The 26,326-nt window shown below is 51.9% G+C and carries 14 protein-coding genes and 1 pseudogene; 7 read left to right on the top strand and 8 right to left on the bottom strand.

All coding sequences use genetic code 11. The features are described 5' to 3' along the window. Positions 1-374: 374 nt before the first annotated feature. The 3 genes from HNO86_RS17775 to HNO86_RS17765 are packed head-to-tail and all read left to right on the top strand — an operon-like array spanning position 375 to position 4,215. Positions 375-1,346 carry a hypothetical protein gene (locus tag HNO86_RS17775; RefSeq protein ID WP_175378234.1) on the top strand — a complete coding sequence of 324 codons (972 nt, stop codon included), beginning with the start codon at positions 375-377 and terminating at the stop codon, positions 1,344-1,346. Next, complete coding sequence (locus HNO86_RS17770) at positions 1,343-3,226, top strand: Mu transposase C-terminal domain-containing protein (protein ID WP_175378233.1); 1,884 nt, start codon at positions 1,343-1,345, stop codon at positions 3,224-3,226. The genes HNO86_RS17775 and HNO86_RS17770 overlap by 4 nt, the downstream gene beginning before the upstream one ends. Further along, positions 3,223-4,215, top strand: coding sequence for an ATP-binding protein (locus HNO86_RS17765; protein WP_175378232.1), 993 nt, complete (start codon positions 3,223-3,225; stop codon positions 4,213-4,215). The genes HNO86_RS17770 and HNO86_RS17765 overlap by 4 nt, the downstream gene beginning before the upstream one ends. Before the next feature lie 1,629 nt (positions 4,216-5,844). Here HNO86_RS17765 and HNO86_RS17760 read toward each other — a convergent pair. Then, the gene (locus HNO86_RS17760; protein ID WP_175378231.1) at positions 5,845-6,969 is read right to left on the bottom strand and encodes a site-specific integrase; all 1,125 of its coding nucleotides are present in this window, start codon (positions 6,967-6,969) and stop codon (positions 5,845-5,847) included. A gap of 78 nt (positions 6,970-7,047) precedes the next feature. Here HNO86_RS17760 and HNO86_RS17755 point away from each other — a divergent pair, with 78 nt between their 5' ends. Continuing rightward, positions 7,048-7,920 (top strand): DNA-binding protein, encoded by an 873-nt coding sequence (locus HNO86_RS17755; protein ID WP_175378230.1) that lies wholly within the window; start codon positions 7,048-7,050, stop codon positions 7,918-7,920. Between the two features lie 152 nt (positions 7,921-8,072). On the opposite strand, the gene HNO86_RS17750 is transcribed toward HNO86_RS17755, so the two are convergent. Beyond that, on the bottom strand, positions 8,073-9,128 hold the full coding sequence (locus tag HNO86_RS17750) for a hypothetical protein (RefSeq protein WP_175378229.1): 1,056 nt from the start codon (positions 9,126-9,128) through the stop codon (positions 8,073-8,075). 617 nt (positions 9,129-9,745) lie between these two features. On the opposite strand from HNO86_RS17750, the pseudogene HNO86_RS17745 reads away from it, so the two are divergent. Together HNO86_RS17745 and HNO86_RS17740 are read left to right on the top strand one after the other, a co-directional pair. Continuing rightward, positions 9,746-11,181: pseudogene (locus tag HNO86_RS17745) on the top strand (IS1182 family transposase). 388 nt (positions 11,182-11,569) lie between these two features. After that, positions 11,570-12,976, top strand: coding sequence for an FRG domain-containing protein (locus HNO86_RS17740; protein ID WP_175378228.1), 1,407 nt, complete (start codon positions 11,570-11,572; stop codon positions 12,974-12,976). Positions 12,977-13,121: 145 nt separating this feature from the next. Here the strand turns inward: HNO86_RS17740 and HNO86_RS17735 are convergent, their stop codons facing one another. The 6 genes from HNO86_RS17735 to HNO86_RS17710 form a co-directional block, all read right to left on the bottom strand. Continuing rightward, on the bottom strand, positions 13,122-13,583 hold the full coding sequence (locus HNO86_RS17735) for a DUF2971 domain-containing protein (protein WP_256672675.1): 462 nt from the start codon (positions 13,581-13,583) through the stop codon (positions 13,122-13,124). Positions 13,584-15,371: 1,788 nt separating this feature from the next. Then, positions 15,372-16,118: a hypothetical protein gene (locus tag HNO86_RS17730; protein WP_175378226.1), complete on the bottom strand. Its 747-nt coding sequence runs from the start codon at positions 16,116-16,118 to the stop codon at positions 15,372-15,374. Positions 16,119-16,478: 360 nt separating this feature from the next. Continuing rightward, positions 16,479-16,688, bottom strand: coding sequence for a hypothetical protein (locus tag HNO86_RS17725; RefSeq protein WP_175378225.1), 210 nt, complete (start codon positions 16,686-16,688; stop codon positions 16,479-16,481). 516 nt (positions 16,689-17,204) lie between these two features. After that, positions 17,205-18,344: a hypothetical protein gene (locus HNO86_RS17720; protein WP_175378224.1), complete on the bottom strand. Its 1,140-nt coding sequence runs from the start codon at positions 18,342-18,344 to the stop codon at positions 17,205-17,207. 544 nt (positions 18,345-18,888) lie between these two features. Next, a complete protein-coding gene (locus HNO86_RS17715) occupies positions 18,889-20,424 on the bottom strand; it encodes a DUF2235 domain-containing protein (protein WP_175378223.1) in 1,536 nt (511 codons plus the stop codon). 365 nt (positions 20,425-20,789) lie between these two features. Continuing rightward, positions 20,790-24,815 carry a YCF48-related protein gene (locus HNO86_RS17710; RefSeq protein ID WP_175378222.1) on the bottom strand — a complete coding sequence of 1,342 codons (4,026 nt, stop codon included), beginning with the start codon at positions 24,813-24,815 and terminating at the stop codon, positions 20,790-20,792. Positions 24,816-25,517: 702 nt separating this feature from the next. Between HNO86_RS17710 and HNO86_RS17705 the strand changes: the two genes are divergently transcribed. Next, the gene (locus tag HNO86_RS17705) at positions 25,518-26,210 is read left to right on the top strand and encodes a hypothetical protein (RefSeq protein ID WP_175378221.1); all 693 of its coding nucleotides are present in this window, start codon (positions 25,518-25,520) and stop codon (positions 26,208-26,210) included. Positions 26,211-26,326 lie beyond the last annotated feature (116 nt).

Below are 26,326 nucleotides of genomic sequence, written 5' to 3'. Positions count from 1 at the left end.
ATATAAAGTAAATTTTATAGCTAATAACCTATGTAAAAAGTCCATGTTGTATTCGACACCTGCGACACAATAAATGGACTATAAATCGTCAAGACATAAAGCGTAGACTTTTTACCGCTTTTTATAGAAATTATTTTGCGGTTGGTAATCGCATAAGTTGTTGATTTTTTTGATTGTTATTTTTGCGTCAAGAATCTTTCTTTCCATTGATAGAGCTTTTCTTTTAGGTGAGTAGTTCTAAAAAATAAAAATAATTTCAACCTGAATGAACGGCTTGATACTTTTCATCCGCTGTTGTGAGGATGCCCCCGCGTACATCTAAGAGGACAAAGCAGACCTTACTTTCCAAAGAATTCATTTCTTGGGGGTAAGGCATGTCTTTTTTTTGCCTATTCAATGATTTTGACGCTGCTAGCGAACACGATTTCGTTCGCCGCGCGTTGTCAGTTGATCAATTCCCCCTACCTTTGTCGTACAGCCTGATCGGTACGGGCACACCTACGTTATGTCGTTTGATATCTGAGGCTCCTGCCGTCAGTTCAACCAATTTGCGGCGTGTAGTGTTCCTATTCCCAGCACCCAATAAACCATGGGCACGTATTGCGGACATTACCGCAGGCGACCTTTCGGCCTGGTTTAAACCCCATCCTGTGTTAACGAATTTCCTGTCGCCTATGGAGGGCGCCGCTATGCACGTTGAGAATTCCGGCTTACTAGGAGAAATACCATTTGAAAGTAATTCGCGGCCAAAGGGGGCACATCTGTTCAGGGTATACAGCATGAAGAACCGGCGTCCATTTGAATTCTATTACCGGACGCAGTTAATAGAGTGGGCTCGTTTAGAGTTTGATAATCATCTGATAAGTTTTGCTTCAGTAAACAATTTTTTCAAAACTTCGGATGGGCGCCTTTTTGTGGCGTTCAAGCTCGAATACCTGAATTATCAGACCTTGGTGTATATCGCCGAAGCGGGGCGAGAGGCGGTGGAGGAGGCATTCGAGAGATTCTGCTCGGCGATAGGCATCGCCTGTAAGCGACTAGGGCGGGAAGTGATAACTGATGCAAAATTTGAAGTATGGAATCGTCTTAAAATTCTAGCATTGATTAGTCGATGGAAGGATGAGATTACAGAGAAGAATGTAAAAGAATTTTTGTTCAGTCTCGGAAGTTGTTCTTCATGTGCGCTTAGTAACTTTGATCAGCTTGATGGATTCGGCGAAGGCAGAGGACTGGCCGTCGCGCTGGAAATGGTCCGTATCGGTAAATTTCACGTGCCTTCCTTGCACGAGAAAATGCTCGATAACAGTACGTTGGTTGTATGTTCTTCAAAAGGAGACTCCCAATGAAAATAAAAGAACAACGATTTTCCAAGTCGAGTCTGTTGCAACAGGGTGTTAAATTCGAAGATTGGCCGGTTCCCGACTTGCGGGCATTTCCTGAGGCGGCTAGGGGCAAAATCCAGGGTCGGATATCTGCGTTGAAGGCGTTCTTGCTTCAAGGAGCTAGTTGTCAGGAAATTCAGAGTAGGTACGGGGTGGGGAAGTCCTCCTTGTACCTGATGATCGAAAAAGCACTTCAGCCTGATGAGGAGGGAGAGTATATAGGCTATCGAGCCGCTATTTTGCAGTACCGAGTCAAGCCCAATGAGCGCCACCTAGAAACCACGGATGAAGTAGATAAACAGCAAGCGGCAGGGGAGGCGTGTTTATTTTCACTATTGCTACGCCAGTATCCGGAAGTTGATCGATTAATACGGCGTTATGCCAGTCTGTACAAGTCTCGTCAGGAAGGTGGAACCAGGCGGTTGGTGGATTTTCATAACGGGTTCTTAACAAAGTGCAAGGAGCTCGGTATTTGCGCTCCCCAGTACCCCTTTACCCGAGAGGGTAAAGCGCAGCGAAGTTTTGCCAGACACTTGCACCATAAAGCTCGTGAAATTGCCGAAGAAAAGCGCGCACAAGCTCGGGGCGCTGAAGATCTTGCAATCCTTCCACCGATTGAACCACTCCAAGAGATTGAGCTAGATGGTCATAGTCTTGATATTCGTTTGACAGTGCAAGAGGTCGACACCTATGGACTAACCTGTGAAACGGAAATTCTTACGCTATGGGTAATTTTGGTGATCGATGTCTTTACCCGCTGTGTGCTTGGCTACAGTTTGGCATTGGGCAAGAATTATGATCAGACGGATCTGCTAACCGCCATCTACAACTCAATAGCGCCGCATAAAAAACCAGTACCAGTTATTCCAGGGCTCTCTTATAAAGTTAAAGGTGGATTTCCCAGTGAGAGGAATCCTGAATTAGCGTGGTGCTGCGGGTTAATCTATAAACTTGACAATGCCATGTCTCATAAAGCGACGGATGTTGAGGTAAAACTCCGCCATGTGTTGGGGTGCATAGATGACTTCGGGCCACCGCACAAACCCAACGAACGCGCGATAGTGGAAACTTTTTTCCATTATTTGGTGGATAATTTATCTCATCGTGTCGTGGGAACAACGGGTTCGCATCCAAAGGACGAAATCATCAAACGTCTGGCACCAAAAGGCGGCGATCTATCTTTGCTTTTGACCGTGGATGAGCTGCATCATGCTTTGGATGTGGTGATATCTGACTACAATGGTCGACCGCATTCAGGGATTACTCCTCACAGCCCACTCCAGCTTTTCTTACGCTCGGTGACTGAGCGTGACATTGTATTTCCCAAGCTGCTCCCGGAAAATCGTGATATCCGAAAATTCACCAGTCGGACAGCCATAGTTCATGTCCACGAAGATGGTCCGCAAAGCGCATTTATAAATTTCAAAGGCGTCCGATATAGAAATTTACCCGTTCTGAGCTTTTCGGTAGGCGACGAAGTGATGATTGAGTGGGACCCTAGGAATATTTCCTACCTACGTGTTTATAGCCGGAAAGGGGGTTATTTAGGCGAGATTTTTCCACCAAGCCTTTGGAGTTCCCCTCACAGTGAGAAGCTACGGCTTCGACTTCAGCGTAGTCTCAAAAACGGACAGATTGCCTATAGGGAAGGTGACTCTGTACCCGATTTATTGCGCTCCCTGCAACTGGCGGAGGGCTGGAAAGAGCGTGAGACCTCCACCTATAACCTTAAACATGTTGGAACTGCGTCGTTACCGGAAACTGCCGAACGGCCGCCTAAACCCGTCGTTAAGCCGACTGAGCGCTTGACACTCGGATATGTACTGACGGGGCGTAAAAAATGAAAATTCAGGACAACTCTATAATTCGTCCGAAGCCGGTTGCAGAACATGCGCTGTGCTCGCAAGACTACCTCATTCCTACTGATTCGATATCCCTGGCCTGGGAACACCTGGATATGGCGTTACGCCGACGCGCGGGCGGCTTCATTATATGTGGACCGTGGCGAATTGGTAAATCGTCGGCCATTCAGTATCTGGAGATGACCGCAAAAGCTAAATACAAAGGTCTGTATTCGGCCACCTTGGATGGTGAAACCAAATTATACGTATCGGAGCGCGATTTTTTTGCAGATATTTGTCAAGAGCTTGGGGTTAAAACGAGCGGCAGCTCTGGTGAGTGTAAAAGACGTGCGGTGGACCAAATGATTTCGATGGGCCAGTGCAACGCAAAGCGTTTGTTTTTGCTATTTATCGATGAGCCACATAAGTGGACAGATTTGCAGCTAAACTGGCTGTGTGAAATCTACGACAAATTGGAGCGCCACAACGTTAGGCTTATCTCAGTGATGGTAGGGCAACAAACTCTGGTAGAGTTTAGGAAAAATTATATCGAGCGGGCGAATGGTGTGGTGGTTGATCGCCTCATGCGGCAAGTCGTCGAGTTTCATGGCATCAGGGATCTTGAAGAGCTAAAGATGGTTTTAGGCGGGTATGACTCGATGTTCGAGTCTAATCCAGAATGGCCATTTACACGTTTTTTCTTTCCGCAAGCCTATTTAGCTGGCTTTCGCCTACAGGACGCAACCGAGATTATATGGAGTGCCTTTGTCGATGTAATTGATGCAAATGGTAAGATTTTAGAGTATTGGATTCCGATGAAGCATCTCACTATGCTAGTAGAAGCTCTGTTTGAAGACTACTGTTATAAAGATGCGCCTGATTTCACAATTGATAGGGGGTTTATTGATTTTTTGATTGGACAAGGTGATTTTTTAGTCTATTTGTCGGCTCTTGCCAGTCCATCGTCGAGGCGTTGCTATGATAGTGAGTAGTCTTAATTACTTAATTAATGCTGATCGGTCAGCTCGGCCGAATGAGCAAAGTTGCTTATCCGGTCTAACAGTTGATCGGCATGAGTCGATTTATTCCGTGTTATCACGATTTGCTCTCGAAAATACATTGAGGAAGCGAGATCTTATTAGTCTGTTTAAAAGCCGAATGCCGAGTTATTACTCCGGCTCAAGAGGCTTGGGTAATCTAGTACTAATCAAGCCTGATCAGGTAATGTGTTGTTTTGGTGTTTCCGAGTCACAGCTCAATGAGATGTTTTTTTCATGGCATCCTGTACTAAGGGTGACCATTAACTGTTTGTATTTTCGATATTGCTCCATCTGCGCCAGTGTACATCGGCATTACACCATTTTTCAGGCCGAAGCACTTCGAAAATGCCCCTTCCATTTGTTGTACTTAAGAACTGACTGTGCTTATTGTGGCGAATCGATGTTGTACGATTGGAACAGTCGGCTGTTGAGTTTTCCATTTCGCTGTGCTCACTGCCACGAACCTCTAGGAGTAAAACATGGAGGTAAAGTTTTTTTTGACCTGCACACAGAAGAGCGGGCTCGGCGATTGGCATGGGTGAATGGGTTGCGAAGTGCAGTACAGCCTATAAATGACGCTAATGTTTGCGCCAGCGGTGCGGATGAAAATGCGTGTCCTGGCTACCTGGTTTACGGTGCTTGTAATTCCGACTTTGATCAATGGTGCGCCATGGTGAACCTACCATTGCACGGACGGAATTGGACGGATAAGGATTGGAGCAGTTGTGCCGGTTATATTCAGATCAGAGGCGCGCGGGTCAGAATGGGGCGCAAACGGGTTGCGGATGATGCCGCTAGCGACTCAGCAGAACTTACCAGTTACCTCGTGCAATGCTTGAAGTCTATTTTACGTAATCTGCGCAAATGCTGGAAAATCGAGTCCCAACCCTTCGGAGAGGCCAGGCCAGTAGACACGCAAAATAGCTTGCAACGCTACCGCGAGGAGGCGTTCGGCCTGCTCTTAAGGCATTGGTGTGGAGAATCCAATCTAGCCAATGTGCCGGGTCATTTGGAGGGCAACAGCTTCTCGTGGTCAGTGATAAACAATTGGCTTTCAGCCACTGCAAAAAGCGTCGATAGGCGGGCGGGGCCCACGGCTGTCCTCTCCTGGTTTCTTGCACACCAATTCTGCGACTGGGTTGTTGAATCGATCACGACGATCGCTCGGATGATTGATCGGCCCTCCGCCATACCGGACAGCTGCCTGCTTGAGCAAATTCAGTTGCCTCGAAAACCACTGTGGTTGGTGGCATTCATCGAATCGGCAGCATGTACCTCATACCGTGTGATCCATTACCAGCACTACCCTTCATGTCTGTCCTCTGCTGAGGTCTGGTATGGCGCAAATAATATGGGCTGAAAAGATTCGCTTCAGTGCCAATCTTGCATTGATAGCTTTTGCAACACTGTCTGGAGAGTTTGACGCCATTGCGGTTCCAAGATCCGGTGCTGGCGTATTAACTTTGCCCGGGGAAGGAATAACGGTTGGTGCGCGCTACGGTACTCATGATCGGGATTTTGCAGCGGTAACGCGACCTTTCTCTTCCCTTGCCTTTGTGTCCTGGCGCTCTGCCCACCACTTCAATCACGCTCGGGTTCTGCCGATTCGTTCTGCTGCGGGTCGTCGGGAGGCAATAGAGACGTGGCTCGACTATTGAGCAGGGAGCCGGCTTGAAAGTAACCCATGACGGTGGTGACGCTGCGATGTTCGGTCATGGCCATCACCTCGCCCATTGGCACGCCTTGACGACCCGCCTCGGTGACGAACCCAGAGCGCAAACTGTGTGCCGCCCAATCGCCTTCGAGACCGGCCAATTTGGCGCGGCGCTGGACGATACGCGCCACCTGGTCGCTCGACAGCCCATCGGCGCTGACCTTGCCACCTTTATACAGGCGGCGGAACAGCGGCCCAGCGTCGGTCGGTGCCGCCTTCAGCCAGGCCGACAGTGCTTGGGCGGCCGGGCCGCGCAGCGGTTTTTCCCGGCGAACGCCGCTGGTGTCGGTCTTGGTGACGCCCAAGGTGTAGACCCAGGTATCCGCATCCAGTTGGCGCACATCACCGACTTGCAAACCGACCACTTCCGAGCGGCGCCGGCCGCCACCACTCCAGGCGAGCAGCAGCAGGGCACGATCGCGAACTCCCCGTACACCGTCGTCGCAGGTGGCGAGCAGCGCCTGCAGCGGTTCGAGCACCGCGGCTGTTTTTTTGCGCACCTGAAGCCCTTGACGGTTTTGCGCCTTGCGTGCCTCGCGCAGCAGCGTTTTGACTGGAGCGGCTTCGGTCGGGCTGCTCCAGCCATTGAGTTGGTGCCATTTGCTGAGCACGGCCAGGCGATGACTGACCGTGTTGTAGGACAGTGGGCCAGGTTTGGACTTGATGCCCGCGTCGACCAGCGCTGCGTCGATCGCCGGTGGCAGCAGGTGAGTCCAGGTGCCGTCTTCTAGCGGCCGTGCCAGATGATCGAGGATGAATTGAAGCGCAACGGCCGCTGGCAGTGGTGCGTCGCCGAGCAACTGGCCGTAACGCAATTGCAGCCAGGCCGACCAGTAGGCGAGGGCGCTGCGGTAACTGCGCACGGTGTTGGCCGCCGTACCGGCGGCAAGAAACGCCGCTGCGGCGTGCTGGGCGTTTACGGCCAGGGCATGCAGGTCCAACGGGGTATCTTCGACCAACGTCAATTGTTTTGTAATAATTATTACGTTCAACGTATTATAATTCCAGTTAAAAAATTATAGAGTCGGATAAACTTTATTTATCAGATCTAATATAGCCGGAGGTGGGCCATGGCGGTAGGGGTACCGGAACACGAGGTGTTTGCCGCCGCCGATGCGGTGTTGGCGCGCGGTGAGCGCCCGACCGTCGAACGGGTTCGCCTGGAGCTGGGGCGTGGCAGTCCGGCCCGGGTTGGTAGCTTGCTCGATCAGTGGTGGGAGCAACTGGCTGGGCGCCTGCGCGGAGAATCCCGCCTGCCCGGGTTGCCCGCGGAAGTGGCGCAGGCCTTTGTCGCAGTGTGGCAGCAGGCCATTCATTCAGCCCAGGGCGTTGCCGAGCGGGCGCTGATCGAGCAGAGACAGGTGCTGGCCGCAGAGCTTGAACGGGCGGCAGCGGTCGAAGAGCAAGCGCGCCAAGACGCGGCACAGTTTCGTCATCAGGCGGCGCAGGCGGTGGCCGCACGCCAGGCGGTCGAGTTGCGCCTGGTCGACCTGGAGCTGTTGTTGGCTCAACGCAAGACGCAGGTTGAAGACTTGCAGCAGCAGCGTGAAGGTTTGCTGCGGGAGCGCCTTGAAACACAACAGCACAATCAAGCGTTACAGCAGGATCTGCAGGAGACTCGGCGCCGGGCCGAGCAGGAGCGCGTGGCGCAGGAGAACTATGTGCGTGGCGTGGAAGATCGTGCGCTTCGCGAGGTTGACCGGGCGCGGGAGGAGGGCAAAGCCGTGACGGCCCAATTCAAGGAAGCGGGGCGGCAAATCGAGCAGTTACAGCGACGCCTGGAGTCGGCTCAAGCCGAGCTCAGCCAATCTCAGCAACGTGCCGCAGCGCAGCACGCCCGTGCCGATACGCTGGAGCAGCAACTGAAACAGGGGCGCGAGGCTCCAGCGGCCAAGCGCAAGCCCCGTACACACAAAGCCGTTCCGAAGCAGGCTGCTGAATGAAAGTGAGTGATCCGCTGCGTCCCTCCTTTCAGCGCGAAGCCGGAGCGAAGCTCTTCGGCCGTGAAGCGCAGAGCCGGATTCAACTGCCGGGATACTGGCCGCCATTAGTCAAGGGATCATGATGGTGTCCCGGTGCGGCCCATAACCATACATCACCGTTTACGTTTAGCGCGGCCTTGCCAGGCCGCCTCTACAATTTCCGGCTGATTGTTTTCGTACAAAATGCGTAACGCATTGTCGGAGAACCGAGGATGCTTTTGGCTCCCGAACTCGAACGTCATCATATTCGCTTGGTCGTTATCTATCTCTAACATCACGCGTAAGGCTTTGCATTTATTGAGGCTCAAACCAAGCTTGTCAGCGAGGGCGGTAGGGCTGAGATGGTATTTTTTCTGCAAGTCAACTTCCCGAATGGCACCAGCTGCTTCCGGATCATCACCTGAAACATACCGAACCGGCGCTCCATCCCTTTTGGTGAAGTGAACCCGAAGTGTTGGGCCTTCGCCGGTGACATTGCTAGCCAGAGCGATCAATCTAGGGAAAACCTGGTCTACCTGAGTACCGTCCTTGATCGCCTTCTCAATACGGTCAATGTCGCGCTCTGATACTTTCACGGTCTCACTTACATGAGCTTCCATCGCCAATAGCGTACGGATACGACCGCGAGCCTCGTCCCTCGCTCGTTTGTTCGGCGCCAATAACTCCGCAATGTGCCGAAATTCGCGATCTACCAGAACATCGAAACTAGGTAGCGCCGTGGTGGATAGCGGTAGTACACGAAGCGGGAGGTTGTTCGCGAGGGTGTCGGCGAAGTGCTCGACTAAAACTTCATCCAGCGTGGTAAGTAGGGCGCGGGCGGAGACAAACAAGGCATCCTCCGGAACCACGATCATCCAATGCTGCGCAGCATCTCGCATGGTATCCATCGCCCGGATAGCACCCGCTTGCGCTCCAGTCATATAGCCATTGGACGTGGCTACATTCAGAGCCTTATCAAGGCCTATCGCGATTCCTCGCTCTTTATCGAAGACCTGCTTTGCCTTTTGCACTAGCAATGCTTTGGTGAGCATCTCACTGCTGTGTTGCAAGTGAAGCAGTACAGACTCCGTTCGTCCCAAGTCGTCATGCCCATTGAACACCTCCAAGCCGCGGCGAAGGGAGGCGATGGCCTTATTCTTGAGTGTCCGGGCTTCTCGCTTCAGCTTCATCGATCTGCATCCATGGAGTGGGCTTTCAAGTATCAAAATGATAGCAGCCACCTTCGGGAACCTCGGATCAAGAGGCGAGCTATTTTGCAGTCAGCTTCACATCCCCAAGAAGGGGGCGGCCATTCTTTCCAGCCTGAACGCTATTGGCTGCCTGCAATCAGTCCCACGCGTTGTTATTCGCAGGTTCCGTAAACGGGTTACCAGATTTTTTTGCGAATAGGCTAGTGGGGAATAGTCCTCAATAGCGGGGAAAAGTTCGCTATTTTCAGTGGGTTAATTTTTCCTGTTGGTGGGGTAATAATTCCGGGACTTTTGACTGAAACAGAATGAGAAGCTTTAATGATAAAGTTTTGATCGGATTTCCCCTCCTCGATGGTTGTCATTCGCTGTGCCGAACAGCGCTTGGTTTCTTATATAAGGACTGGTGTCCGCAAAGTTAAAAGGTCGCGGAACCATTCAATTAGAAGAACTTACGTGGGATACCTGTTGAGAGGCCAGAGAACGTCTTCAATTGGCCGGTTTCTGCCTGCCACGACCGGCTGAAACCGACCCAGGCTGTGTGAAAACGCCTGCGATTGTCTAATCTTCTGATCGCCTAGATCGTGGTGGGGACGATCATGAAGCGATTCATCGAAGGTGAGTCTCGGACGCAAGTCACCTTGCTGCCGGAGTGCCTGGACGATTACGTAGCCGAAGAAAATCCAGTGCGCGTGGTCGACGTTTTCGTCGATGAACTCAACCTGGGTGCACTTGGTTTTGAGGGCGTCGATCCTGCTGCAACGGGTCGCCCCGCCTACCATCCAGCGGTCTTGCTGAAGATCTATATCTACAGCTACCTCAATCGTATTCAGTCCAGTCGCCGGCTTGAGCGTGAAGCCGAGCGCAACGTCGAGTTGATGTGGCTAACGGGGCGTTTGGCTCCGGATTTCAAAACCATTGCCGACTTTCGCAAGGACAACGGCAAAGCCATTCGCAGCGTATGCCGCCAGTTCGTGGTGCTTTGTCGTAACCTCAATCTCTTCTCTCAATCGATCATCGCCATCGATGGCAGCAAATTCAAAGCCGTCAATAATCGCGACCGCAACTTCACCCAGGGCAAAGTGAAGGCACGCATGCAGCAGATCGAGCAGAGCATTGATCGATATCTGGCGGCAATGGATTCGGCGGATCGGGCAACGCCCGAAGTGGCTGAAGCCAAAGCCGAGCGGCTGAAAGAAAAGAATGAAACCCTGAAACAGCAGATGCAGAAACTCAAAGACATCGAGGCGCAGCTTCACGACAGCCCAGACCAGCAAATCTCCCTCACCGATCCAGATGCACGCTCAATGGCCACGAGCGGCCGAGGCACCGGAACGGTTGGCTATAACGTACAAACGGCCGTCGATGACAAACACCATCTGATCATTGCCCATGAGGTGACCAACGTTGGCAATGACCGGACGCACTCAGCAATATGGCGAACCAGGCGCATGAGGAGATCAGTGCCGAGTCGCTGACGGTGGTAGCCGACCGAGGTTATTACAAGGGTCTGGAAATCCTTGCCTGCGAGCAGGCTGGTATCACCACCTTCGTACCGAAACCCCTGACATCAGGCAGCAAAGCCGAAGGGCGATTTGGTAAGCAGGACTTCATCTACCTTGCCGCATCGGACGTGTATCGATGCCCTGCGGGACAGTTGCTGACCCGGCGGCATTCTTCAGTGGAAGACGGCATGTTATTGCACTGTTACTACTTCTCGGGGTGCCAGTCCTGCTCAATGCACAAGCAATGTACGACGGGTAAGGAGCGCCGGGTAAAGCGCTGGGAACATGAAGCCGTAGCCGATGCAATGCAGGTACGGCTTGAAAATGATCCAACGATGATGAGGCGCCGCCGACAGACCGTTGAACATCCATTTGGAACGCTCAAATACTGGATGGGGAGTACCCACTTCCTGACCAAAACCCTGCCGAGGGTAAGCACCGAGATGAGCCTTCATGTGCTGGCCTACAACCTCAAACGAATGATGAGCATCTTCGGTATCTCAGGACTGCTTGAAGCGATCAGGGCGTGATCCACCCGCTTGATCGTCCGTGAGTTGCTGTTTGGGCCGCTGACGCGGCCCAAACAGCACTAACGAACGCCTATGTAACTGACTAGGGCAATTCGCGATTCCGTCTGTTGGTTTCGCAGGCAACGCCCGTAGCTCTCAGCTTTCGAAGTGTTCAGTGCGTTTTCACACAGCCTGGACCCATAGCAGCCGCTTAGGGGATGGACGTAGGCATGCAGCCTGTCGCGCTGTGCTTTGGTAGTGCCGACCCGAGCCTCCGCAGCCTCATGGCTGTAGCGGCCATCGCTTGTTTGATCATCTCCACCATCCTGAGCCTGTTGGTAATTTGAATACTGGCAAAACTGTGCTATGAAGTTGAGCAACGCAAGAAATGACGGGACAAGGACACATAGTGCAGAGCTTCAACTACATCTCCTTCGGAAATCGGAATTATCTCGCAGGGAACGACAATGAGATCTCGATGGGTCGGGGGCGCATGTTCGAATACACGCCAACCGACATTGAGAAGCGGCTTGAAATCCTCGACACCACAGCGATCGCCTTTCTGGAAAAGCTACCGACCTTTTTGTGTAGCGAGATCAAGCGAGTTAGAGACCGCGTCTCGATGCTCATCAAATACGGTCGAATTTCCCAAACTACGCCCGGGGTAAAAGAAGTCTCCACCCTATTCGAGACAGCGATCGATTTCGGTGAGGTCGAGTTCGACGACATCGAGACAGCCCAGATGGTGTTCGGCGCGGATCTATTCCAGCTCCACCGCACTCACTGGGCTGTCCGTGAAGGGGAAGCGCAGATGGTGTTGCGCCGATTGGCCAATCTTAAGCCCGCCCTTGCTCATCTCATTGACACGCCTGAGGCGCCTCGCGCCGAAGATACAACGGTCCAGCCTCCGCCTCGCGATAAAAAGATCCTTGGCATCGCCGATAGCGTGGAGTCCTTTCTTCAACTGCTCTACGCCTCGCCGGGAAAAGACGCGAGCGAAACTTTCTTCCGAGGTCATAGTAACGCCAGTTATGAGCTGACGCCTTCACTGCTGCGCAAATGGGAAAATGGTGACTGGATGTTTATGCCGAGCGAGGACCGACTCTGCAAGGAACTATTAATTGCGCATTACGATGAATTCCAGGGCGATCAGTATTGTTTTGACCGCCTTGTGCGCATGCAGCACTACGGCTTACCTACTAGACTGCTCGACATCTCTAGCAATCCCTTGGTCGCGCTTTTCTTCGCCTGCTCTGGCAAAAAAGACCAATCGGAATTTGACGGTGAGGTCATCGTCTTCAAAGTCGAGTCGCAATTGGTAAAATATTTTGACTCGGACACCGTTAGTTGCCTTTCAAATCTCTCCAACCTCACGTATGCGCAGAAGAATGACATCGATCTCGGTCTCGATAAGGACGCATTTAATGGAACTGACGTCGTAGGTAAACTGCTCCACCACATCAAGTCGGAGAAAGGTTTTTTCGAGGGGCGGATTGTCCCAGACCACATAAGTTCTATCATCTGCGTAAAAGCAAAACGAACTAATACGCGCATCAAGTCGCAGTCCGGCGCATTTCTGCTGTTTGGGCACGAGGCTGCGCTTCCTGATGCCGGCCAGGATGGGATTGAAATCGCCCGAGTCACGATCCAAAACAAACCACATATTCTCGAACAGCTCGACCGAATCAACATCAACGCAACAACCGTCTATCCGAGCATCCAAGAAACTGCTGTTCATTTGCGGGATAAGCATCAGGTTCCGCGACCTCGCAAACAAGACGCTGTTGCAGCGGCCAATAACTCTCCAGAAGTCTAATGCGACGGCCACGTTCAAGGTAGATAGCGATGTCCGCTTCGGGTCGATTTTAGCCGGTTACGACAGGCAGCAATTGGCCGAAAGAAGCCTGCTATGCTGTACGGGCAGCAAATATCAAAATTCGAGGGGCAATTTTACTGGCCGATTAAGTACCTGCCGTCACCAGCAGTCCTAGTCGCTTTGCTTCCAGATGTGACATGTATTCTACGGGCTGAAATTCAACTGAGAAGTTAGACTTGCTACGAGAGCCTTGCCAGAGCTGGACGTGTTCATTTTGCCCTGCGAGAACTAACGCGATGATCTCAATCGCAGTTAGGGGCATGTCGGGGCCGAAGTAGATGCCGGTGAGTGCTTCGGAAGGATACCGATACGCCGTGCCGGCTTGGTTATGAATAGCACGCCACTCGTGCTCATAAGCCCAATCAATCGCTTTGGTACAATAGAGATCGGAGACAGGGTCGGAGTCTTCACCGCACAGGATCGTAACGATGTCGAGAATGGGCATGTCTCGTGTATAGTTGACCTTCTTAATCTTGTGAAATGGATCGGCCAAGGTTGAAAATTCTAGGCAGAAACCTTTGCAATGACCCCCGTAGTGGGACCACATCAACAAGTTGTCCTTCTTCTCTGAATAGCAGCTGACTCCACGTTGTGACAGAAACTTTTTGATCATGTCATCTACAGTTTTTTGTCCTATGCGAAGAAGCATATCCCGAAGCACTGTAGGAAATGTCTACTCGAACTCTCGCCGGACCCCATTTTCGATTTCGGGCTTCGCTAAGTAATGGCTTCGCACTTTTTTATCATCGTCGTCAGTTGGCTCCTTGATACGCGGTGAAAGGGCGCAGTCGTAAGGATCATTGAAAGCGAGCGGGGAACCGAAATAGATTAATTGGTCCTTAAGGTTCAGAAGCGACTGAGCGGTAAAGCGCTCGTACTTGTAGAGGTGCGGCGGCGATGACATGGTTTTAATTTCCCAGATAAAAACCTGACGCTACTGTTTCGCCGTCAGTCTGTCCACTGTCCGTTGCTGTCCGATAGCGCCCGCTTGCGAATGTCCGCTTCTGGCCGATTCTGTTGAAAAAGTCGCTTTGCCGAAACGGTCTCATCGTTGATCGGTGAAAACGCCTTTTTTGCACGCTCCTACGTGAAATCGTAATCCGGGCGCCTCTGCCCAAAGCAAAGATTTCAATCTCACGCGCTTACTTTTCTGCCGAGGAAACCATGGCCGACTTTTTCAATAGAATCGGCCGGTTGCTGCCGGCCAGCGGTGACAATGGGAGGAAAGGTTTAGGGCAAAATCAGGGCCGCCACAGGCCGCAGCACGCCTTGCGCTGATTGCCAATGCCCCATTTTTTTATGGCCTAGAGCGGACCAGAGGGAAGCCTGAAGGGGTTCGAATCACTATCCATACCATCGAAGCTCGAAGCGACTGTTCGCGGCTAATAGCAATTATTGCCGGAGTAAAATCCATGTGTCTGCTATCGCTACGCTCCAGTCGCCCTAGTCTAATTTCGATCAATCGCTTCTTCGCTGGTTAGCAGTTTCTACGGAGGGTGATGTATAGAGGAACGGTCCGGCAGCCACAAGATCGGCACGGGAAGCCGAACACATGTAAGTCTTGACTTCTGCTGAGGCAACTGCAATTGCAGAATTCACGTAGGTGATTGATGCCAAGGTAAGTAGCCGTAGATTGTTGATGTGTCCATCATCGAGCGTTGATGCCTTAAAGAGAGTCACAACTGGTGAGCCTCTCTTTGACACTGGCCCGTCGGGGTTGACAATTGGTACCAACACAGCGCCTTGCGTGTATGCATTTTCATCATGCACAACTGTCTTGTCCCTCAAAGACTGGAGTACCGTAAACTGTTCGCGACCTTCCTCCGGCTCGTTCGCGAGGACTACTGATGGGTCAAGCTTACTCCGGCTTGCGCTGCGTTTGAAACACTTGAAAAACATGGTGAGCGCTGCCGTCCACAAGGCATCTGCTTCTGGGGTTCGCTGAGTGTGTTTGTGAATTAGAAGTTCAAGCCAACTGAGAGTGATCTGGAGATCGGAAAGGTGAAGACTGAGGTCTACCCAGTGCCGTGCGCTCTCGTGACGGACAGCGTACATAGGCACTTGGCCCTCCGGCAGAGGTCCTGGAGTTTGACTCAGCTCGATCTGTTGCAAATTTATTGTAATAGTTTCATTAGATGGCATGTCGCCCCCGTCATCATCGCAATGATATAAAACCGATATTCAAAGAGTTCAGGTTTTAGAGTTTCCCGCCTTGCCAGCTTGCTTCAAACAAACACTCGTGATTCCGGTACTGCGTTGCTGCCCGGCAGTCCTTGTAAAGCGGGGTGCAGGGCTTTTTTTCTTTAATATTCCAACAAAATTGGCGTGTGCCAATTTAATTTTCTTTAGCTAGGAACAATGCGTTTTCTCGCAGATCCCGCTCTTTCCACTCGGCCAGGCCTAAATAATACATTGCCAAGGCTAGGCTTTCTGGAGTATCACGGGGGGAGAATGGTTGAAATTTCGCTACAAGGCATAGAACATCAACCGCTCCTATCACTTTGTAGAAATTTAGCGGCGTACCGTAATCAATGTCAGTATACGCTCCATGAGTGATGCCGTGTCGATTCGTTTTGTCTGCCAGGGAATACTTGTCTGAGCCAGCGTACAGGTACCGTTTGAGATAGTGATCGAATGAATCCAGCATTGACTCGACTTCCTCATATGCCCCTAGTTTTAGCCTGTTGGTTTCATTTTTCGCGTAGCCCAGAAGTGCCGTTAGCATCGGCTTGAGCTCCAGTTTTCGAGCATTCCCTAAGCCAAACAGTTCGTGCAGTTGTCTGGCTGTTCCCTCAATGACGGGTACTAGTCCTGCGACAGCAACATGATTTAGTCCGAGAAAGTGTGCTTCGATTGATTCTGAAATGATGATTTTGTACTGCTTCACTATTGGAGTCTGAGGGTAGCGGGATACCACCATGGAAGCCAAATGCCCTGGAGTGTAAATCTTCTGAAGTGCAGATTCGATGTGAGTCTGACTGAGAGCCTGTACGATTTCTGAAAGCGTTCCGAAATTCACGAAAGGTGGGATGAAGAAACCAATTCTTGCGAACTCTTTTTCAAATCCTTTGAGATTACCCATACAGAAGTCCTTTGCAGGCGGGATGATTGGTGCTCAGCTTACCGTGCCGGAATAACAGGGCACAATTTTAGTGACGCACATGAAGCTCCATCGCCTTAGCTGGTCGGAGGAGCTTTTAGTTTTGATTCCGAGAGTGAGTAACGTGTCGGTGCTGCTTGAATTGGAATGACAGTCACTGGCGACAAGATTCGTAAGTGGCGGCGGGTAAGAGAGGATGGTGGTACGAAAGAGGTACGCGAAAAGAATAGACTCTCTGAAGGCCTCTATTTACAAGGCTCTCGGGATTAGGTGGTCCAATCCATCACCGAAAAAGCTGATGATTTTAGGCCGTGACCGGTAGCTATGGTCAGCCGGTCGCAGTCACTCGGGTGTCATTAGCACTGCAAGCGTCATCTTGTTGAATCCTTCATTGCGATCAATCGCAACCAGAACGCCGCGGACGTTATCGGCGACCTCCGCAGAACCGCGCTGCTCGACCCAGTTCGTAAGCTCCATGATGGCGGCTTCCAGAGCGAGTTGGTTTTCATTGATCTTGTATAGCAAGGAAGGGAGCAGGTCTGAATTTGGCATCGCGACTCCTCCGTGAGCAGAAAAGCGTAGCAGCGTCAAAACTTTATGGGAGGGATGATGGTCGGTTCTAATTCCAGGCGTATTGAACCGCATCGACAGTGCCCGAGATTGGAGCCAAAAACGGTTGCTAAAAATCTGCTACAGGGGATGAGGAAGAAGATGAAGTTTCGTTGTGGTTGACCGGCAGCAGTCGACCCATCGCTACCGTTGGTAAGCCGCAGAAAAAACGGCTATAAGCAGCTATCTGGAGTCTACCGGGCAGAGCCGGTTCAGTGAGCCACATGGTGTAAAAGTGCATCACAACCCCCGCATCGCTGGTGCTACACATGGATGTCACACCGTGCATCGACGGGCGGTCTGATTGCGATTAATCCTTAATGATAAGTCGATACACAGGGGTATTCGATCCGTTCAAGGTGATGGTTTTTTGGCAACTGGTCAATAAGCTCGTAAGCCTAGCCATGCTCGGCAAGAAAGTAGATCTAGGCTTTTTGCTCTGAAATAAATGAGCGTATATTACCTAGAAAAATCTTTATAGTGAGATCGGCGATATTGAAGGTGATTAGATGAATAGTTAAAGTGATCTATTCCCTCGGTTGTATTTTCGCCAACCGTTAGATTTAGGAGGCATGAAAGTCCGTTTCCGATGGGGCGGAATAAATTTTCTTCCGTCTCAGCTAGTTTGTCATTGGAAGTCTTTTCTATATTCCACTCCGCACCAATCCACCCCCTTGAGGCTGGAGCAAACAAATAAACCCTAGATGACTCGTATGAATATCTATCGGGTGATATATCTGTTTTGTATTCAGGGTAAGCATTACTTTGGTCTGAAACTCCATACATGGCTCTTGTCGTATAAGGTGGATCACCAAGCTCACGGGAAAATCTCATAAGTAGTGTTTGCTGCGTATTGCAGATATCTTTCACTAAATCCATTAGTTCGCGTCGCTTCATAAAGTCTGGCTGCTTTTTTAGTTCTTTCTCAGGTGGCGTTGAAGCACCTAAATTCGCCATAAAATACCAAAGGCGTTTAGTGTTTTTTGTAAAGATAAACTGGTATCCAAAATTTACTCCTTCACTTTCCCCGGAATAAATAAGCACCTTATTGTCGTCAACACCCTCGTGTTCTTCCCAGTCCGGTCCTTTTTTATATAAGTTTGAGAATTCAGAATAGGTTATACCTATCTCAAAGGATTTTTTTCCTTTGAAGGCTCCCAGCATAATATCATTATAAAATGATTTTAGAGCGGATGGTTTCCTTGTAGGAGGAATGCTGGGGGGCGGCGAAGGCAAAAGCTTATTTTGCATCGTCTTGAGAACCTCTAGCTTGCAGTTTCCCTCTGCAGACAGGGCTTTAGCTAGATCCTCTTGCAAAACGCCCTGATACTCCGCTTTTTGGTACTTTACTGCCCCGGATGCTCCTAGGTCTGCGAGTTTTTTTACTAGGCCTTTTAGTTCTGCCTTAGCGCTCGCGGAAACCTCTACGGATTCATTTACTCCAGTGTGAGACACATTACCACATGCGAAGGCAGCGTAATCTTTAATAATTTCCATTGCCTCCCTTTCTTTTGCAAACGTAGCTGTTTCAGCAGCCTCCGCACAGGCTACAACATTCAACAATGGAGCGATTAAAAGTCCAAGCGTCGCAAGTCGCATAATGACCCTCCAAGCTAGAGAGCTTTGATTTAGGAGATGGGGATTTAAATGCCAATATTTGAGCTCGTACTGTTTAGCATTGATATCTTGAGAGCGTAGTCGCTTTGTCAAGAAAAGCCTTAATTGTCGATAGGAAGGCTCATCAGGTTTTGTCAACCTATCTCTAATACCCCCCCCCCAATGCAGGGTGTAATCTAGGTCCGTTGCAAGATGGGTAGTGAATAGCCCAATTGTCTATGTATAGGCATCTGATTCCTTTTACTTTTTCCTCCCCGAAATGCGGCAGCGATAAGGTAATGGAGAGGATATAGGTGAGGACGACGACTGTCCGCAATTGGCCGATTCTGTTGAAAAAGTCAGTCCTTTCCGGCTGCATGCATACAGGCCGCTGAAAACTCCTTTTTTACGCATCGCTATGCGAAGTCTGAGCCCGGAACCCTCTGCGCAAAGTACAGATTTCAATCTCAAACGCGTATTTTTCTGTCTTAGAAACCATGGACGACTTTTTCAACAGAATCGGCCGATAGCCGCCCTCCACACATCCCTAAGGCGCCTTGCGCACCCGAGTAACCGTCACACGCAAGCTTCCGGAATTGTTGCCATACAAGCCCCACACATCATTCGCAAAACAATAGAGATAGCCCGGATGCTTCAATACCAGCGGTTTGCTTCGATGCTGGTACAACTCGGCATACTGGTGCGCAAAGGGGCTTCCATCGTTGTTGACGGCCGCGACGTTTCCGTTGTCGTTGGTGATCGCTCCGATCAAGGTGAACCAGTTCTTGTCTTCGACGCGTTTGGTGAACATGAAATCCGCACCGCTATTGCCGGTGACTTTGCTGTAGATTGGCTCGGCGGCGCCCATGAATCCGGCGAAGCTGCGGATGACGTCGCCCATGGTCAACTTAGTGTCTTCAGTGCCTTTCCAGTCGCAGGCATCCTCGCTGTCTCGCCATTCACCGGTTGCGTTGAAGGTGTATTCGATCCCTGCCTCCAGATATAGGCGGGAACGGTTCCAGTGCTGATCCGCATAGACATTGAACGAGGCGCTGTCACCGTCATTGCCGAGGATCGTTGTCGGGTAATACGCAGGGTATTCAAGGGGCGAGTTCTTCTGCCGCGCCAGTGCGCTTTCATGAAATTCCTGGGACGCGGGATGCATCGCCGGCAGGTTTCTGGGTCTTGAGCGGAGCTTGGCGAATGCACCCTTGTATGAGTTATGCAAAGCGCCCAAAGGGTTGGGAGATATGGCTGCTTGAACGTGGGAATGGAAGGGCAGGCCCGCCAATTCGCTTTCCTTGATCATCCACAGCAAGGCGCCATCGGAAAGTCCGCTGCTGGCATAACCGCCGCCTACATCCGAGTGCACTCCCGGAAACCACAACTCGGACACGTCTTTATGGGTTTGGCGATTGGTCCAGCGGGTGACACAGAAGCTTGAACGCATCTCATCGATCGCCATGGCGTGTCGACCGGTCTCTACATGATCACCCAGGTCAGTGTCGTGAAAACGCCAGGCAGCGGGGTTATCGAAAAGATTGAGCAACTCAAAGTCATCCGGTACGCCTAGCGCACCCACGGTATCCCACACCCCGATAAACCGCACCGGCGTAGCGACGCCGGCATTGAACGACTTCCAGTTTTTATTGACCTGTTTCACCGAGCGCTCGGCTCGATAACCTTCCTCATAGGCCCTTTGAACGCGTAGCCAGGCTTCCGCTGGCTTGACGCCAGCCAGGTTCAATAAGCCACGACCGAGAAAGGCACCAAGGCTGCGTGCGGTGAATGCGCCGCGACTGAAGCCGTAGAGGTAAATGTCGTCTCCCTCTTCATAGTTATTAGCCAACCAATGGTAGGCACTGCAAATATGCCTGGAGATGCCGGCGCCGACGGCGCCACCGACGACAGGCCGGATGACACCGCCCTCGCCGCCGACACCAGGGTGGTAGTACTTGTCGCTATCGGGGAGGTCAATGGCGTTGTGAATCTTGAAGACGTTTGAAGGGGCGGGCAGCCCGTTGTCTTCTTGTTGAGGATTGTTCCAGGTTCCATCGCAGCAAACGACAAGGCGTTTGGTCATTGTGAACTCCATGTTGCTGGTTGTGCCAGTTGGCCGGAATGGGTCGGTTCATGGATCAATGAACAACCAAGCACGGAACCGAGAACAATCCGAATCGATAGTGAAATCACTTCTACTGAAGTTGTAGACGATGATGGTGATTTTTGTGCTCCTTTAGGCCTGAACGAATTTCGGCGCGAGAGTCCGCTCTTGGCCGGTTTCTGCCTCTGACGAAGGGCTAAAACCGGCCAACTGCGGCCACTGGCTTCCACAACTAGATCGTCGCCTCCGGGGAGCAACCTCAATCGCGGGTAATCCTGCTTCGGCCCGAGATCGCAAGTCCTCCGTCCACAACCAGCAAAGCCTTCAATACAGTGCTGCTGACATCATTTGGATGGCACGCGGATGCCCTGCAATGACCTTTCGAAGCTATCCATTTCAGCTGGCGTAGGCGGCCAGTGCGTTCCGTTCCCCAAGCAACAGTGGTCCTCAATGGCTTTGCGCACGACTTCCTCGAAGCCGACCGGAAAATGCCCTTCGATACACTTTCGCCAGCCAAATCCGCAGACCTCGTTAAGTGCGCCCATGGCAACAATCAAGTCCTCGCCTAGACCACTCCCGCTCTGGATAAGCGGCACGGTGGCAATGGATTCGGTCGCAGCCATGGTCTCGTACTTCGAATTGCCCCACCAACTGGAAACCGCTCTGGACAGTGCATCGAAGTGCGAATCGTCCAGGTGCTCGGCTTGTTGAAGCATCGCAAGGTAACGAATGCGATTGCCAAAGCGTTTTAGCGAGCGGGGTGTCTTCCGATATTGCTGCACGAGCGGCATCCATACGCGCAACGCTTCCGAGAACGCACGCGAGTCCTTCACCTGGTAAAAATTGGTGTGCAACCTGATCAGCGTAAAGCCTGTCGCCCATAGCATGAGCACCCCAATTGGGATTGCAAATGCATACCAGGAGATCCCTCGGTCGTCACCCGGCTGTAATTCGGGCGTCGGCGTCGTGGAGGGTGCTATCAAAATTGATGGTGGGTTAACCTGACTCGGTGTATTGCCAGGAGTTACAGAGGTCGGCGCAGGCTCGCTTGTCTGCAATATAATTGCCGGTGGCGGTTCAGTGAACTGCCAGCGTGCGCCGAGATTCCATCCACATGCGATCGCAACTACACATAACGCAAGTGGCCAAATACTCAAGAACGAGCGCAGGGCCTGGCTCAGGCTTCCAGTGGTGTCTTCCTGCGATTCCAGCAGGCGTTGAGGCTCCGTGTTCAAGCTGGTAGGTACGAGGATATCCAGATTTACCAGCTTTTCCATGTAGTCACGCGCGTAGCATTGCCTGCGCTCGCGCTCCATGTATTCTTTCTCATCAGGAGATGGTGCTTCGCCAGGTCTAGAGGCAAGGTCGACCATTTCTGCTGCGATCTTCTCGAACGACATCGCTAGCGCCGCCTGTACGCGATTCGTTGCCATGCCGAAAATTACGAAGCACTTGCCTGAACTGACAAGGAAGTTGACTGCCTCCATCACGTCAAGCACGGACTCCGGCCGGCAACGGTCCAAATCGTCGATAACGATGACCATACGGTAGGGCAAGCACTGTGTTACCTCGTCAAACTGTGCGGCAAAGCGGGCACGAAAATGAGTTAATGCACTCGCGTCCTTCAGTCGAAACTGCTCGGCGGTTGCAGACAGCAAAACGGCCGGGTCAGCACCAAAGGCGGTCAAAGCCTTGCGCAACGCAACTAGCACTGTAATGCCACTTGCAAACTGCGCAGTGAGTTTGCCTAAATCAGTGGGGGATAGTTTAGTGACATCTCCGCTTGCTGCAGTGTCTAGCCAAGGCAAAATCCTAGCAACACTGTTCCAAAGTTTGCTCCATACTTCCAAGTCGTGCGTCATCAGGAACGCAATCACTGCAGACACTGCCCCCACGGTCACGAAGGCAAGCACGAAATGCTTCTTGGAGCGCAGAAACAGCAAGCGAAGCCTAAAGATCCAACCGTTCGGAGTAACGGATGAAGGCAAGGCCTGGTTTTGGATGGCATTGAGCAGAGCCGCCAGCAGCTGTTCCTCCTTTTGATGATGCCATGCGTTGAACCACACCGGCCGGCTGCGATGCCGGCGTAGGTCGTTGCACACAAGGGCCATCAGGCTGCTCTTGCCACTGCCCCAATCACCTGAGATGGCCAACGTTAACGAAGGCTCAGTCGAAGTGCTGCGCAAAAAGCGAGAAATACCTTTGGCCAAAGGCCCGAAGCGCAGTCGATCTTGCGCATAATCCGTGGTGGGCGCGTCAGTTGTGACCATCGCCTCCGCACCTTGCTCCATCGCATCAGGAGCGGGCCGCAAGGAGAGCCACCAGCACAGTCCAGCGGCGATTAGGCTCAAACCAAACCAGGGGGCGGGGTAGCGCGAATAGCGCAGCGACTGCTGCTCGGCAACCCAGGTGAGGCCGCCATCGCTTGTGGCCAGGATCTTGCCATGATAACCCACTGCCCAGCCGCGCAGGCCATCAGCGTTGAACTGCACTCCTTTCAGATCGTCCTGCACCCCGCTGGACTGTGCGGCCCAGGTGCGACCACCATTGTTCGTGGCCAAGATCGTGCCGCTATCACCCACCGCCCAGCCGCGCAGGCCATCAGCGTTGAACTGCACTCCCTTCAGATCGTCCTGCACCCCGCTGGACTGTGCGGCCCAGGTGCGACCACCATCGTTCGTGGCCAAGATCGTGCCGCTATCACCCACCGCCCACCCGCGCTGGCCTTCGGCGTTGAACTGCACCACGCACAGAGTGTTCTCCACGCCACTTTGCTGAGCGACCCAAGTACCACCACCATCGCTCGTAGCGAGGATCGTGCCGCTACCACCCACCGCCCAGCCGCGCTGGCCTTCGACGTTGAACTGCACAGCCAACAGAGTGTTCTCCACGCCACTTTGCTGAGCGACCCAAGTGCCACCACCATCGCTCGTAGAGAGGATCGTGCCGCTACCACCCACCGCCCACCCGCGCTGGCCTTCGGCGTTGAACTGCACCGCCCACAGAGTGTTCTCCACGCCACTTTGTTGTGCGACCCAAGTGCTACCGCCATCGCTCGTGGCCACGATCGAGCCGCTATTACCCACCGCCCAGCCGCGCAGGCCATCTGCATTGAACTGCACTGCCTCCAGATCTCTATGCACATCGTTGGACTGCACGGCCCAGGTGTGACCGCCATCGCTAGTGGACAGGATCGCGCCGTTAGCACCCACTGCCCAACCCTGCTGACCCTCGGCTAGGAACTGCACCGCGCCCAAAAACGGCGGAGATACACGAGTTCGCGGGCCCCAGACACTACCGCCATCGCTCGTGGCGAGAATCGTGCTCTCACCTACCGCCCAGCCGCGCAGGCCATCAGCGTTAAATTGCACCCCACTCAGAGTGGTATGTACCCCACTGGCCTGCACGGTCCAGGTGTTACCGCCATCGCTAGTGGCCAAGATCGTGCCGTACTCACCCACTGCCCAACCGCGCTGGCCATCGGCGTTGAACTGCACCCCCATCAATATTTCCCGCACCCCGCTGGGCTGATCGGCCCAGTTGCGACCGCCATCACTAGTGGCCAAGATCATCCCGTCTCCACCCACTGCCCAGCCGCGCTGGCCATCGGCGTTGAATTGCATCGCCCACAGCGTGGACTTTACTCCGCTGGACTGCGCGGCCCAGGTGCGACCGCCATCGCTTGTGGCTAGGATCGTGCCGCGCTCACCAACGGCCCAGCCGCGTTGGCCATCATCGTTGAAGTGCACCGCACTAAGAGGGGTCTTCACCCCGCTGGACTGCGTAGCCCAAGTGTGACCGCCATCGCTAGTGGATAGTATCGTGCCGTCATCGCCCACGACCCAACCGTGCCGGCCATCAGCATTGAAGTGCACCGCATAAAGAGGGGCCTTCATTCCGCTGGACTGCGCGGCCCAGGTACGACCGCCATCGCTAGTGAACAGGATCGCGCCATCAACACCCACGACCCAGCCGTGCTGGCCATCAGCGTTGAACTGAACCGCTATAGGTAAGGCCTTCAACCAGTTGGACGACCAAGTGCGACCGCCATCGCTAGTGGCCAGGATCGTGCCGTCTCCACCCACTGCCCAGCCGCGCTGGCCATCGGACAGGAATACGACTTTACGAACCCACATTTTTACAACCTGCAAACGTTGGGTGGCGTTACGTTCAATCGGATATCGAAGCAACTCGAACAAGCTTCGGTGCGAGAGGGTTTTGTACGGGTTCGGGTACGGTGCCTGTAGCGAAGCCAGTGTCAGCGAGATCAATACAATCACAATGCCCAGCAACGCCCATAATGGTTGAGCATGAAGTTGCCTTAACCCGGTTCGTACCGAGTTTTCCCCTGCAGATTCCCGTTCGCGCATTTCGCATACCTGCACTCTTGCTGACATGTGAGTGAGAGCGCCGCACTTCAGATCTGGAAGTAGTTACCGTTGCCATAGCACCTTGAGAGTTAAGTTCACGGCTTACCATCGGTCAAAACCTGGCACGTGAACGTCCAGTAACGCATTCTCCTGACCGGCGACAAAAGCGATGAACTGCGCTGCCTAGGCATAGCGTGGCTGCAGTTCGATCCCACCACACTGGCACCTACGGAGAACGAAGGACGTCTTATTTGGGGTGACTCGAGTCATTCTCGCCCTTCTGCAATGGATCGAATTTTCTTGAAAAAGCAGTATCGGCTTCCACCGCAAAAAGTACGCGCCTGAGATTGAAATCTGTCTTTACACAGAAAGTTCAAGACTCGGATTTCACGTAGCACCGTGCAAAAGAGGTGTTTTTACCCATCCATATTCCAGCGCTTTGAGCAGACCGAATTTTTCAACGGAATCGACCCTTTGCTGCCCTTCGCGAAAGGCAACAATCGGCCAGGAGCGGATGTTCGATTTTTCATATGAAAGACTGGGAATCTGACAAGCAACCTGGTTGTTTTCTTTTCAGCGCGCTACGCTAAATTACTGATTAATTCCACTTGCAGACGAAGTGTTAGATAATCAAAACACGATTTACAAGTCGAGCTAAACATTACAATACTGCTAACACCTATACATAAAGGCATTTACACCATGGAAAACAAGGAGACAAAGCCAATCGAGATAGCAACACTTATTCTTTCTGCAATTAATATTTTAATTCTCGGCATAGGTGGATATGTTTTTGTTGGGAGGCAGGAAGCCGACATGTATCGTTCGTCAACCGACCTAAACAACATTCAATTTGAGCTGTCAAAGATAAAGCTAGACGTTGCAAAATCGAATGCACAAATTGACGCACTAATAAAAAGCGCCACGATAACCGAAAAAAGCATTGAGCTTCTAGAGGCTGTTCGTCCAAAAGTTGATTTTAGGATCAACCCTAATATTGAATATAAAAATGGATATTTAACAATTGCTTTTGAATTAGTCAATAACGGGGAATACGAATTACTGATGCAACCCACCAGGCTCATTATATCTAACAAGCTATACAGGAGCAATTTGACGAAAATCGAAAATTCAGGAGTTTGGTCTGAAAACATCGATCTACAACAAATTGAAGCAACTCAAACGATCGGTCCTAACGAAAAGCGCACTATTGCATACACCGTAAAACTAAAAAACAATACGCCAAAAATAGTATACTACTATATGGAGTACTTAGCCGAAACTAGAGCCGACGTCGTTCAATTAATAGATGGGATGGCCCGGCAACTCGGACTGCCATCTGTCCTGCCAAGCTCCAAGCAAGTTACATATAGATATGGCACACTAAATTTATGATTGATCGAGAAACCTTAACTACCTCGCCTCACTTCAGTCCTTTTTCAATTTTTTTTGATTTAAATCTTTTAACACCTGCTTGGTTGTATTAGTAGACGCTATGATCAGCCGCAATA

This window comes from Pseudomonas sp. C1C7 (genome assembly GCF_013359595.1).
GTDB lineage: Bacteria > Pseudomonadota > Gammaproteobacteria > Pseudomonadales > Pseudomonadaceae > Aquipseudomonas.
The sequence above is the reverse complement of the archived record's forward strand: the minus strand, read 5'-3'. Positions and strand labels throughout refer to the sequence as shown.